The sequence below is a fragment of the Gordonia otitidis genome, assembly GCF_020735545.1.
GTDB lineage: Bacteria > Actinomycetota > Actinomycetes > Mycobacteriales > Mycobacteriaceae > Gordonia > Gordonia otitidis.
On record NZ_CP085974.1, the window covers coordinates 127,000 to 139,397 of the forward strand.

The following is a 12,398-nucleotide window of genomic DNA, read 5'->3' on the forward strand; positions in this document are numbered from 1 at the left end:
CGCCCTACAGCGATGGTAGTGACGTGCCTCAGTCGCGAGTGAGTTTCCGATGAGTCACCCGGTGAGGCCGCGCGGCGTCGGGCCCGAGGCGCTCGACCTTGTTCGCCTCGTACGCCTCGAAGTTGCCCTCGAACCAGAACCATTGGCCCTCTTCGACATTGCCCTCCCACGCGAGAATGTGGGTGCAGGTCCGGTCCAGGAACCACCGGTCGTGGCTGATGACCACGGCGCAGCCCGGAAAGGACTCGAGCGCGTTCTCGAGAGAGCCGAGCGTTTCGACGTCCAGGTCGTTGGTCGGCTCGTCGAGCAGGATCAGGTTGCCGCCCTCTTTGAGCGTCAACGCCAGGTTGAGGCGATTACGCTCACCGCCGGAGAGAACCTCCGCGCGCTTCTGCTGATCCGGCCCCTTGAATCCGAACGCACTGACGTACGCGCGTGAGGGCATCTCGTTCTGGCCGACCTCGATGTAGTCGTTGCCGTCGGACACGACCTCCCAGACGTTCTTCTTCGGGTCGATGTTGGCGCGGTTCTGATCGACATAGCTGAGCTTGACCGTCTCGCCGACCTTGACCGAACCCGAATCGGGTTCCTCGAGGCCGACGATGGTCTTGAACAGCGTCGTCTTACCCACACCGTTCGGTCCGATCACACCCACGATTCCGTTGCGCGGCAACGTGAACGACAGATCCTTGATCAGCACGCGGCCGTCGAATCCCTTGTCGAGGTTGGAGACCTCGACCACCACGTCACCCAGGCGCGGCGGGGTGGGGATCTGGATCTCCTCGAAGTCGAGCTTGCGCGTCTTCTCGGCCTCGGCAGCCATCTCCTCGTAGCGCGACAGGCGTGCCTTGTTCTTCGTCTGCCGGGCCTTGGCGCCGGAGCGCACCCACGCCAACTCTTCCTTCAGGCGCTTCTGCAGCTTCTGATCCTTCTTGCCCTGCACCTCGAGACGCTCGGCCTTCTTCTCCAGATAGGTCGAGTAGTTGCCCTCGTACGGATGGAGCTTGCCGCGATCGACCTCACAGATCCATTCGGCAACGTGATCGAGGAAGTAGCGATCGTGCGTCACGGCGAGCACTGCGCCGGGGTACGACGCCAGGAACTGCTCGAGCCACAACACGCTTTCGGCGTCGAGATGGTTGGTCGGCTCGTCGAGCAGCAGCAGATCGGGCTTGGAGAGCAGCAGCTTACACAGTGCGACGCGGCGACGCTCACCACCCGACAGATGTGTGACCGGCGAATCGCCCGGCGGGCACCGCAGCGCGTCCATGGCCTGGTCGATCTGGGAGTCGAGATCCCAGGCATCGGCGTTGTCGAGGTCCTCCTGGAGCTTGCCCATCTCCTCCATGAGTTCGTCGGAGTAGTCGGTGGCGAGCTGCTCGGCGATCTCGTTGAACCGGTCGAGCTTCTCCTTGATCTCGCCCATGCCTTCTTCGACGTTCTGCTTGACCGTCTTCTCTTCGTTGAGGGGCGGTTCCTGCAGGAGGATGCCGACCGTGGCCTCGGGATCGAGGAATGCCTCTCCGTTCGACGGCTGGTCGATACCGGCCATGATCTTGAGAATCGACGACTTGCCGGCACCGTTGGGACCGACGACGCCGATCTTGGCTCCGGGATAGAAGGACATGGTGACGTCATCGAGGATGACCTTGTCACCGTGCGCCTTGCGCACCTTCTTCATCGTGTATATGAACTCGCCAGCCACGTAATGTCCTCACCTGCGGTTTTGTGGTCATCTGCGCCGGAGCCCCGATCCCGTGAACCTCGTGCGGGGTGGCGCACTCTGATGACAGGACGGGCTCTGGGCGCAACGTCGCGTACCACTCTATCGACGTGACGCGACACGCTCCCACACGGTCGAGGACGATCTGCTGCGAACCGGGGCTGCGGACATGTCGCTGTGAGACTGGCACCATCGAGAGGGTGACCGATTCACCGCAGCCGACCGAGCTCGTCGCACTCGACGGTGGTCTGTTCTGTATGGGATCGGATCGGTTCTATCCCGAGGAGCGCCCCGCGCACGAGCGTCGAATGGGCGCCTTCTCCATCGAACGTCACCCCGTGACCAACGCCCAATACGCGGCATTCGTCGCCGCCACCGGCTACGTGACGGTCGCCGAGCGCGAGATCGACCCGGCCGATTTTCCGGGCGCCGACCCAGTCAGCCTCGTACCCGGTGCACTCGTGTTCACGCCGACGTCTGGCCCCGTCGACCTCGCCGACTGGCGACAGTGGTGGCGGTGGGAACCGGGCGCATCGTGGAAGCACCCACTCGGACCCCGCAGCGACCTCGTCGGCTACGAGGACCACCCCGTCACCCAGATCGCCTATGCAGACGCGGTCGCCTATGCCGACTGGATCGGGCGACGACTCCCGACCGAGGCCGAGTGGGAGTTCGCCGCGCGAGGAGGCGTCGCGGGACACGAATACGCGTGGGGCGACGAGTTGCACCCCGACGGCGAGATCCTCGCCAACACGTGGATCGGCGATTTCCCGTACGCCAGCGACGGGTGGGCCGGGACGTCGAGAATCGGCAGCTATCCACCCAATGGCTTCGGCCTTCTCGACATGATCGGCAACGTCTGGGAACGCACGTCGGATGTGTTCGCACCGCGCCATATCCCGCCCGGACTATCGACCGTCTCCCCCAACGGGCGACAGGACCTCCTCGCCCCGACCACGTCCCCACGCGTACGCCGTGTCACCAAAGGCGGCTCCCACCTGTGCTCGCCGCAGTACTGTCGCCGCTACCGGCCCGCTGCCCGCTCACCACAATCCGACGACTCAGCGACCTCTCATCTCGGATTCCGCTGTGCGGCAGACAGTGTCGCGCAACCGTGACCGGCTACTGCCGCTGACCCCGTCGCGGCGAGCGAACCCCTCTGTCGCTCGCCGCAACGGGATTCCCGGTCACGCCGCAGCATCTGACTCCTCGACCGTGGTCGTGCCGGACTGTTCCGCGCCTGCCGTCGCGTTACCACCGCCGTCGCCGCGACCGCGGTAGTCGACGACGCACCGCGCGAGGTCGAGCCCGACCGAGTCGGCGACCATCTCTAACTCGGTGCGTGCCTCACCGTCACTGGTCGTGTAGTTGTTCGTGTGGATCGCCCCGTGCACGATCACCGGTCGCCCCTTGTCGATGGCCCCGGCGACACCGGTGACCAGACGCCGCCAGCAGGAGACCGTCACATAGAGGCTGTGGCCGTCGATCCACTCGCCCGTCGCCCGGTCTCGTCGTCGCGAGTTGCTCGCCACCCGGAACGAGATCACCTCGTCACCTGCGGCCGTCCGGTTACGCCTGGGCTCGGAGATCACGCGCCCGATGATCGTCGAATACGTTTCGTACATTGGTCTGCTCCTGCCGTGATGAGCCATACCTCTGCAGACGCCGAGCTCGAACCCGGCTGAGGTGGCTGCAGGTGAGCATTCCGCAGAATCACACGCAGAAACGGCCGCGACAGCGATCTGTGGACAACTTCCCCGTGGGATGCGCGTGCAGGAAGTCTGTGGACAACCCGGCGCCGAAGATCCACGTGGATCAGCACCGGGAGCTGCGACAGTCGCGGGCGGCCAGCGGCGCAGAACACGGCTCATCGCATTCGCTGACACCGGCCGGAGGCCGGCAAAGGTGTCACAGTGCGCCCGCGTGAATCTCCTTCAAACACAGTGGGCGCACACCGGCCGGAGGCCGGCGAAGGTGTCACAGTGCCCCCGGCAGGACTCGAACCTGCGACCTAGGGATTAGAAGGCCCTTGCTCTATCCACCTGAGCTACGGAGGCGAAAACCGACACGCAGAGTGTACGTGGCCATGTCGATGGGGTTGCGATCGGTCTGGCTGAGCGTGACTGATCGCAACCGCAACACGGGCAGGCGTTGGTCCGGATCGGCAGCAGTCGGTGCAGTATCCCAACCATGCCGACGGCGTGTGTCGTCGACACATCCGCGGTAGCGGCCGTCAGGAACATCGAACTCCGGCCGTCCCACGCCAGCCACCGATGAGCCGGATCGTGTGATAGATAAGCAGCGCACAGACCGCGCCGATCGCGATGCCACCGAAGCTCACATCACCGATGCTCCACGAGAAGTCGGCGATCGCGATGATGAGCGGAATGGCCGCGGTGAACTGGTTGATCGGCCTGGAGAAGTCGACGCGGTTGGTCACCCAGATGTGCACACCGATGATGGCGACGAGTCCGTACAGCGCGGTCGTGATGCCACCGAGCACTCCGGGCGGCACCGAGGCGATCACCGCACCGATCTTCGGACAGAGTCCCAGCAGGATGGCCGCTGCGCCCGCAACCCAGTAGGCCGCCGTCGAGTACACCTTGGTGGCCGCCATGACCCCGATGTTCTCGGCGTAGGTCGTGGTCGCCGACCCTCCGCCCGACCCGGCGATCATCGTCGACAGACCGTCGGCGAACAGCGCCCTGCCCATCCGGTCGTCGAAGTTCGAACCGGTCATCATCGCAACGGATTTCACGTGTCCGATGTTCTCGACGACCAGCACCAGCACCACCGGCAGGAACGTCGGTATCACCGAGATGTGGAATGTCGGGGTCTGGAAATCGGGGAGCCCGATCCAACTCGCGGTGTGGATCGCGCTGGTGTCGACCTCGTTGCGGATCAGTGCCAGCACGTATCCGATCACCACACTGAGCACGATCGCAAGCCGTCCGAGCAGTCCTCGAAGCAGCGCTATCGACACGACGAGAAGCACGAGCACCACGGTGGCGGTCACCGGCTGTTTCTCGAAGTTCGTCTTCGCCGACGGCGCGAGATTCAACCCGATCAACGCCACGATCGTGCCGGTGACTATCGGCGGCATCACCAGGTCGATCCACCTGATGCCCGCGAAGTGCACGACGACACCGATCACCGCGAGCAACGCACCCACCACGACGATCCCGCCGAGCGCCGACGACTGACCGTTCGACGCCGTCGCAGCCAGCACCGGGGCGATGATCGCAAAGCTCGAGCCGAGGTAGCTCGGCAGGCGGTTGCCGGTGATGATCAGGAACAGCAGTGTGCCGATTCCCGAGAACAACAGTGTCGTGGCCGGGGGGAACCCGGTCAGCACCGGAACCAGGAACGTCGAACCGAACATGGCGACCACGTGCTGCAGGCCGATGCCGACTGTCTTGGGCCACGACAGCCGCTCCCCCGGTCCGACGATGTCGTCGACGTCGACGCGGGTCCACCCCATCCCGTCGGCGATGCGTTGCGATGTGGCGGTCACGCCGGAATGGCCTGCTCCCCCACCTGCACGCTCTTCGTCACCGTCGTGCCCTGCGCTGTCGTCTCCGCTGTGTGTCTCCTTGTTGCGCACGGGGATCAGTCTGCGGTATCGCCGACCGCGACGCCGGGTTTCGCGACGCTCGGCACGAAGGACAACGCCCTTCACGCCCCACGTGAAGCCGAGACGAGACGATCACAAACGTCTGGGTAAGACGGTGCAGGACACCAGCTTTGCGTTGACAGCCGGCTGACAGCATCAGTGCAGGGCGCGGCCAGCGAAAGTTCTTAGTGTTCTCTGCGTCGGCAAAGCCGCCGACAGTCACCACGAAGGAGATCCACATGCCTCCCACCCCGCAGCGAAGCACCAACGGCCCGCGTCAAGCCCCGGCTCCGCAGCCGCCGCGTCGCCGCCGCCGTCAGCGTTTCTGGAATCCCCGCGCGCACCGTTGGGACTGGCGCTGGGTCTACTGACCTACCGATCTCAGGACATTCGACGCGGGGCTGCACACGATCCACATCGCCGTCGCGGCGGTTACGGTCCGGAGCCCCGCGTCGGATTCCTCCACCTTCCAACCGAACAGCAGGCACGACTCGCGGTCGGCCACACGATGTCATCAAGGGAGACCGATGAACGCCCGACAAGCATTTCGCCGGTTCTCGCCCGCGGTCCGCGGCGAAGGACGACGATTCGCACTCGCAGGCGCACTGCTGGGCGTCGCCGCTGCCTGCGAAGTGGGTGCCGTCTTCGTACTCGCAGACGTCATCGACGGCGCACTCGACTCCGACAGTTTCACGACGTTCGCGCGCTTGGCGTTGCTCTGGCTCCTCATCACCGCGATCTCGTGCGGCGGAGACTATCTGGGCCAGGTCGTGTCGGTGGGGATCTCCGAGCGGGTGGTGTTGCGGCTGCGTGACCGGCTCTTCGACCACGTGCAGCTACTGCACCCCGTCCAGCATCGACGTCTGGGCCTGGGCAATCTGGTCACGCGCCACACCGGCGATCTCGAGGCCGTCGAGTACATGATCGGCACGGGTGTGATGCAGTTCGTGATCGCTGCGGCCCACACGGTCGGCCTGGTGATCGCCGCGCTCGTCATGAGCTGGCAGGTTGCGCTCGTCGCTTTGGCCGCTGTACCGGTGCTGTGGGGCCTGTCGGCGTTGTTCGCACGCCGACAGGAGCGCGTGACCCGCGACGAGCGTGGGGCGAACAGCGACATCGCCGACTCCGTGGAGACAGCACTGCTGGGCCACGAGACCGCTGTCGCCTACAACCAGCAGGCCCGTGAGCACTCTCGACTACACGCGCACGGTGTGACCTGGATGGGCGCCCGCCTCGCGCAGACGCGGGTCGAGGCCGGGCTCGGCGGCATCCTGAGCTTCGGGCAGGTCGTCGTCACGCTCGCCATCGCTGTCGTCGGTGTCTGGCAGGTACGGCAAGGACAGCTCAGCGTCGGCGGATTGCTCGCGCTGACCGGCTATCTCGGGATGCTGTACCCCAAGATGCAGGAACTGGCCGACATCCGTATTGCCGTCGCGTCGGCACTGATCAGTGCCGAACGTGTGGCCGAGGTTCTCGACCTGCGGCCCGTCGAACGCATCGACCGGGCCGATGTGCCCGTCTGGTGCGGGCACGCCGCTGCGGCACCGCTCGGCATCTCGATCCGCGACGTCACGCTCACCAGGAGTCACCAGACAGTCCTCGACAGCGTGAACCTCGACCTCGAGCCCGGCACCGTCACAGCCCTGATCGGCCCGAGCGGCGTCGGCAAGTCGACACTGGCCTCGCTGCTGTGCCGCTTCGAGCACCCCGACGCCGGGCAGTTGCGCATCGGCGAGACGGACTACGCCGACCTGACCGGCCACTGGATTCGGGATCACATCACGCTGTTGCCCCAGCAACCGATCATCAAGGGCGCCTCAGTGGCCGACAACATCGCCTACGGGCGCCCCGACGCGACGCGAGCCGAGATCGTCGCGGCGGCCGTTGCCGCGGATGCCGATGAGTTCATCAACAGACTCCCCGACGGCTACGACGCCCCGCTCGACGACGGCGGCCTCACCCTCTCCGGCGGCCAGCGCCAACGCATCGCCATCGCGCGGGCGATGCTCCGGAACACTCCGGCACTCATCCTCGACGAACCGACGTCGGGGCTCGACGCCGCGACAACGAGCCGAATCCTCGATCCGCTACGTCGCCTGGCCGACGGCCGCACCACGCTGCTCATCACACACGACAGCCGGGTGACCGCGATCGCCGACCGCATCGTCGAGCTGCGCGACGGACGACTACGCGAACGTGATCCGTGGCCGCATGTCGTGCACGCCTCTGCATGACCGCACGATGAGCACTCACGCACTATGCACCTTGTTGCATAGTGCGTGAGTGCATTGCTACGGTCGACGCGTGGCACTCGAACACGCGATCATGGTGTCGCTCGCCGAGCGTCCGGGCACCGGGTACGAGATCGGCAGGCAGTTCGACCGATCGATCGGATACTTCTGGTCTGCGACTCATCAGCAGATCTACCGCACCCTGGGCAAACTCCACGCCGACGGCATGGTGAGCTACGAACCCGTCGCCCAGGAGGGCAGGCCGGACAAGAAGATCTACACACTCTCCGACGCGGGGCGCGACGCGCTGCGCGACTGGGTCTCTTCGCCTACCCCGATCCAGCAACTGCGCGACGACCTCGGACTCAAGATCCGTGCCGCCGAACACGCCGACCTCTCCGCGGTCATCGACGAACTCCGCACGCACCGCGCGGAACATCTGACGCGACTGCGGCTCTACGAATCCTTCGAGAAGAACGACTACCCCGACCCGCATTCGCTGACCGGACGCCGCCTGCACCAGTACCTCGTGTTGCGCGGCGGTGTCCGCATCGAGGAGGGCTTCGTCGGCTGGTGTGACGAAGTCATCTCCGCACTCGACGACGAGAAGCGTCGAATCGACGCAGCGCCGAATCCGTCCCTCGGGTCCTGACCCCTGATTCATCCCCGACAATCCAGGAGAACGCCGATGTCAGCCCCATCAGCGAATACCAGTCCCGGCCAACCGAATCCCTACTATCCACGACTCTTCGAGCCGCTGACCATCGGCGGCATGACACTGCGCAACCGCATCGTCATGGGTTCGATGCACACCGGTCTCGAAGACCGCGTCTGGGACACCGACAAACTGGGCGCCTACTACGCCGAGCGCGCACGCGGTGGTGCAGGACTGATCGTCACGGGCGGGTTCGCCGTCAGCCGCACCGGCCAGCTCCTGCCCTTCGCGGGCAAGATGACCAACACGCTCGACGCCAAGCGTCACCAACGCGTCACCCGTGCGGTGCACGAGGCGGGCGGCAAGATCGCGATGCAGCTCCTGCAGGCGGGTCGCTACGGGTATACACCACTCAAAGTGGCTCCCGGAAGCGAGAATTCGCCCATCCACCCGTTCAAGAACCTGCCGATGCCCGAAGCGGTCATTGGACACGTGATCCGCTCGTACGGGCAGGCCGCGAAGCTCGCGCGTCAGGCCGGATACGACGCCGTCGAGATCATGGGCGGCGAAGGCTATCTCGTCAATCAGTTCCTGTGCCCGCACACCAACGACCGAACGGACGAGTGGGGTGGGTCGACCGAGAATCGTCAGCGTTTCCTCGTCGAGGTCATCACCGAGATCCGACGCCGCGTCCCCCGCGACTTCCCCGTCATCCTGCGGCAGTCGATCGCCGACTTCGTCAAGGGCGGTCAGACCTGGGACGAGATCGCTCTCATGGCACGCAAGGCCGAGACGCTCGGCGTCGACGCCATCAACACCGACATCGGATGGCACGAGGCAGGTGTGCCCACGATCGTCACCTCGGTGCCGCGTGCCGCGTTCGTGAAGTTCACCGAACGGTTGCGTGACGAGGTGTCGATCCCGCTCATCGCGAGCAACCGCATCAACACTCCCGAGGTCGCCGAGGAGATCCTCGACCGCGGCCGCGTCGATGCGGTGTCGATGGCACGACCGCTGCTCTCGGATCCGGAGTTCCCGGTGAAGGCCATGACCGGGCGGGCCGACGAGATCAACACCTGCATCGGCTGCAACCAGGCATGCCTCGACCATGCGTTCGTCGGGAAGAAGGTCTCGTGCCTGCTCAACCCGCGCGCAGGGCGCGAGACCACGCTGACCCTCGGTGCCACGCGTCGGGCACGCAAGGTCGCCGTCATCGGGGCCGGACCCGCGGGGCTGTCGGCCGCCGTGACGGCTGCGCAACGCGGACACCGTGTCGAACTCTTCGAGGCAGGACCGACCATCGGCGGCCAATTCTCCATTGCCGCAAGAATTCCCGGTAAGGAAGAGTTCGCCGAGACGCTGCGCTACTACACCCGCCAGCTCGAACTCAACAACGTCCGGGTCCATCTCGAGGAACGCGTCGACGCCGAGCACATCATCGCCGCCGGATTCGACGAGGTCGTCGTCGCGACAGGCGTCACCCCACGCATGCCCGACATCCCCGGCATCGACCATCCGATGGTGATGTCGTATGCCGACGCCGTCCTCGGAGACCGTGAGATCGGCAAGCGCGTCGCCGTGATCGGTGCCGGCGGGATCGGCTTCGACATCACCGAGTTCCTCACCGTCGACGACTCGCCAACGCTCAATCTCAAAGAGTGGGAACAAGAATGGGGGGTGAGCGAAGATCTCGACATTCCCGGCTTCCTCACCACACCCCGACCGCTGCCGCCGATCCGCGAGGTCTACCTGGTGCAGCGCAAGCGCGGTAAACAGGGCAAGTCGCTGGGCAAGACGACCGGTTGGGTACACCGGGCGAGCGTGAAGATGAAGGGCGTCGAACAGATCTCCGGTGCCACCTACGACAAGATCGACGACGCCGGGCTACACCTGAGCTTTCGAGACGACGACGGCTCGGTGCGCGAGACGCGGCTGCTCGAGGTCGACAATGTGGTGATCTGCGCGGGCCAGGAATCGGTGCGCGATCTCGTCGACCCGCTCACCGTTGCAGGCGTGCGCACGCACGTCATCGGCGGCGCAGACATCGCCGCAGAACTCGACGCCAAACGCGCGATCCGCCAGGGCACGGAGGTCGCAGCGGGAATCGAATGATCCGATCGGCGCAAGCCGCGAACACCACGCCCGACCGGCTGGCAAGATGAAGCCGCTCACCTCTCGCAGAACAGAGGAACCGTGATGTCATCTCCTTTCGCCGAGCGTCGCTGGGGTTCGACGTCGAGCCCCCTGCGTCGGCCGATGACCGCACTCGCGAAGACCGGCGTCGGATCGTGGATGGTCCGCCGATCGGCAGGTATCGACCGGCGTCTGCTGCACGCGTCGAGCGGCAGGTTCACCGTCCTCGGCCCGATCGGTGCACCCACCCTGTTGCTGACGACAACAGGCGCCCGATCGGGGCTCGCGCGGACGTCTCCGCTGCTCTACGCACGCGAGGGTGCCGATCTCTTCGTCGTCGGATCCAATTTCGGCCAGGAGCGCCACCCGGCATGGACGTCGAATCTGCTCGCCAACCCCGCCTGCACCGTGAACACCGCGGGCACGGAGGTCGACGCCGTTGCCACGCTGCTCCATGGACCCGAACGCGAACGGATCTACCGCCTCTTCGAGCGCGACGTCACCGATGTCTACGCGGTGTACCGCGACCGTACCGACCGCGAGATCAGGGTATTCCGGCTGTCCGCGAGCTGACCGGCGACGGCCGGGACGGCGCCGACGGCGGCTACCATGGCCGCCATGCCCATTGCGTCCCCGGCCGCCTCCGCGCGAGCCGTCGTCACCGGCGCGTCGTCCGGTATCGGTATGGAACTCGCCCGCGAGCTGGCTCGTCGCGGACACTCGTTGATCGTCGTCGCGCGTCGCGGGGACATTCTCGAAGAACTGGCAGTGGAGCTTCGCACACAGCACGACGTGCAGGTCGAGGTGCGGCCGAGTGATCTGTCCGATCCCGTCGCGGTGGAGATCCTCGCGGGAGAACTCGCCGAACGCGAGATCTCGGTGCTGTGCAACAACGCGGGCATCGCGACCTTCGGCCAGGTCGCTCAACTCGACGCCGAGTACGAGCGTGCCCAGGTCCGGCTCAACGTCAACGCCGTCCACAACCTCACGCTCGCGGTACTCCCCCAGATGGTCGCCCGCGGTTCCGGCGGAATCCTCATGGTGGGCTCTGCAGCGGGAAACATGCCGATACCCCACAACGCCACCTACGCGGCGTCGAAGGCATTCGTGAACACCTTCAGCGAGTCACTGCGCGGCGAGGTCTCCGGGCAGGGAGTCCACATCACGCTGCTCGCCCCCGGCCCGGTCCGCACTCACACACCCGACCCCGACGACGCCTCGATCGTCGACAAAATGGTCCCGGGCTTTCTGTGGCACAACAGCACCGAAGTGGCCAAGATGAGTCTGGATGCGTTGGAACACAACAAGATGCGGGTGGTTCCGGGCACCCTGTCGAAGGCGATGTCGGTCGCGGGCGGGTACAGTCCGCGCGCCGTCGTCGCGCCCATCGTCGGCACCTTCTACAAGCGCCTGGGACCCGAGTCGTAACCCCCGGCAATACCGCCTCACCGAGAAGAGGACTTCGGATGCCGCTCGAGGAGTTGCTCCGCATCGGAACCCCACGCCCGATCGTGCGATGGGGCGATCCCGTGCTACACAAGCCGGCCCGTCTGGTGACCGAGTTCGACGACGCTCTGCACCACCTGATCGCCGACATGTTCGCCACCAACACCGCCGCTCCCGGTGCGGGCCTGGCTGCCGCGCAGGTCGGCGTCGACCTCGCCGCGTTCGTCTACGACTGCGGCGACGACACGGGCAGACGTCGGGTCGGGGTGATCTGCAATCCCGAGCTCGAGTTGCCCGAAGGTCGAGACAGAGAACTCGCCACTCTCGGCGAAGGATGTCTCTCGCTACCCGGTGCGCACGCAGATCTCGCTCGCCCCACGGTCGCGACCTGCCGGGGCGTCGATCACCGCGGCGAACCCGTGACCGTCACCGCGGGCGGAATCCTCGGACGATGCCTGCAACACGAGACCGATCACACGCACGGGATGGTGTTCGGCGACCGACTCACCACCAAGGCACGTAAACGACTCTTGCGCGACGCCGCCGAGGTTGCCGATCACTACCCCGACGACTGGCCCGTGTCGCCGAAGCGCTGAC

10 protein-coding genes and 1 tRNA gene are annotated in these 12,398 nt (G+C 65.7%); 7 read left to right on the forward strand and 4 right to left on the reverse strand.

The window, feature by feature from the left end; translation table 11 throughout:
* Positions 1-28 precede the first annotated feature (28 nt).
* Positions 29-1,681 carry an energy-dependent translational throttle protein EttA gene (ettA, locus tag LK459_RS00605; protein ID WP_039994501.1) on the reverse strand — a complete coding sequence of 551 codons (1,653 nt, stop codon included), beginning with the start codon at positions 1,679-1,681 and terminating at the stop codon, positions 29-31.
* A 299-nt stretch (positions 1,682-1,980) separates the two neighbouring features.
* Here ettA and LK459_RS00610 point away from each other — a divergent pair, with 299 nt between their 5' ends.
* Positions 1,981-2,841 carry a formylglycine-generating enzyme family protein gene (locus tag LK459_RS00610; protein WP_407648832.1) on the forward strand — a complete coding sequence of 287 codons (861 nt, stop codon included), beginning with the start codon at positions 1,981-1,983 and terminating at the stop codon, positions 2,839-2,841.
* 69 nt (positions 2,842-2,910) lie between these two features.
* Here LK459_RS00610 and LK459_RS00615 read toward each other — a convergent pair whose 3' ends face one another.
* From LK459_RS00615 to LK459_RS00625, 3 genes are all read right to left on the reverse strand, one after another.
* Positions 2,911-3,348, reverse strand: coding sequence for a single-stranded DNA-binding protein (locus LK459_RS00615; RefSeq protein ID WP_227921165.1), 438 nt, complete (start codon positions 3,346-3,348; stop codon positions 2,911-2,913).
* Between the two features lie 358 nt (positions 3,349-3,706).
* Positions 3,707-3,780: transfer RNA gene (locus LK459_RS00620), tRNA-Arg, on the reverse strand.
* A gap of 176 nt (positions 3,781-3,956) precedes the next feature.
* A complete protein-coding gene (locus LK459_RS00625; protein ID WP_227924018.1) occupies positions 3,957-5,204 on the reverse strand; it encodes a uracil-xanthine permease family protein in 1,248 nt (415 codons plus the stop codon).
* 659 nt (positions 5,205-5,863) lie between these two features.
* Here LK459_RS00625 and LK459_RS00630 point away from each other — a divergent pair.
* The 6 genes from LK459_RS00630 to def all read left to right on the forward strand — a co-directional run bounded on the left by LK459_RS00630 (position 5,864) and on the right by def (position 12,397).
* Positions 5,864-7,570 carry an ABC transporter ATP-binding protein gene (locus LK459_RS00630; protein WP_227921167.1) on the forward strand — a complete coding sequence of 569 codons (1,707 nt, stop codon included), beginning with the start codon at positions 5,864-5,866 and terminating at the stop codon, positions 7,568-7,570.
* Between the two features lie 70 nt (positions 7,571-7,640).
* Entirely contained in the window at positions 7,641-8,219 is a 579-nt protein-coding gene (locus tag LK459_RS00635) for a PadR family transcriptional regulator (RefSeq protein WP_007239540.1), read from the forward strand.
* A gap of 36 nt (positions 8,220-8,255) precedes the next feature.
* Positions 8,256-10,334 carry an NADPH-dependent 2,4-dienoyl-CoA reductase gene (locus LK459_RS00640; RefSeq protein WP_227921168.1) on the forward strand — a complete coding sequence of 693 codons (2,079 nt, stop codon included), beginning with the start codon at positions 8,256-8,258 and terminating at the stop codon, positions 10,332-10,334.
* An 84-nt stretch (positions 10,335-10,418) separates the two neighbouring features.
* Positions 10,419-10,928 carry a nitroreductase/quinone reductase family protein gene (locus tag LK459_RS00645; RefSeq protein ID WP_007239542.1) on the forward strand — a complete coding sequence of 170 codons (510 nt, stop codon included), beginning with the start codon at positions 10,419-10,421 and terminating at the stop codon, positions 10,926-10,928.
* 36 nt (positions 10,929-10,964) lie between these two features.
* Positions 10,965-11,783 (forward strand): mycolate reductase, encoded by an 819-nt coding sequence (gene cmrA, locus LK459_RS00650; RefSeq protein WP_007239543.1) that lies wholly within the window; start codon positions 10,965-10,967, stop codon positions 11,781-11,783.
* A gap of 38 nt (positions 11,784-11,821) precedes the next feature.
* Positions 11,822-12,397 (forward strand): peptide deformylase, encoded by a 576-nt coding sequence (gene def / locus LK459_RS00655; RefSeq protein ID WP_227921170.1) that lies wholly within the window; start codon positions 11,822-11,824, stop codon positions 12,395-12,397.
* Position 12,398: the final 1 nt, after the last annotated feature.

Bases quoted from the DNA above. Each gene is read 5' to 3' on its own strand.
- def (WP_227921170.1), top strand. From the start codon at position 11,822: ATGCCGCTCGAGGAGTTGCTCCGCATCGGAACCCCACGCCCGATCGTG.
- LK459_RS00610 (WP_407648832.1), top strand. From the start codon at position 1,981: ATGGGATCGGATCGGTTCTATCCCGAGGAGCGCCCCGCGCACGAGCGT.
- LK459_RS00630 (WP_227921167.1), top strand. From the start codon at position 5,864: ATGAACGCCCGACAAGCATTTCGCCGGTTCTCGCCCGCGGTCCGCGGC.
- LK459_RS00645 (WP_007239542.1), top strand. From the start codon at position 10,419: ATGTCATCTCCTTTCGCCGAGCGTCGCTGGGGTTCGACGTCGAGCCCC.
- LK459_RS00615 (WP_227921165.1), bottom strand. From the start codon at position 3,348: ATGTACGAAACGTATTCGACGATCATCGGGCGCGTGATCTCCGAGCCC.
- cmrA (WP_007239543.1), top strand. From the start codon at position 10,965: ATGGCCGCCATGCCCATTGCGTCCCCGGCCGCCTCCGCGCGAGCCGTC.
- ettA (WP_039994501.1), bottom strand. From the start codon at position 1,681: ATGAAGAAGGTGCGCAAGGCGCACGGTGACAAGGTCATCCTCGATGAC.
- LK459_RS00640 (WP_227921168.1), top strand. From the start codon at position 8,256: ATGTCAGCCCCATCAGCGAATACCAGTCCCGGCCAACCGAATCCCTAC.
- LK459_RS00625 (WP_227924018.1), bottom strand. From the start codon at position 5,204: ATGGGGTGGACCCGCGTCGACGTCGACGACATCGTCGGACCGGGGGAG.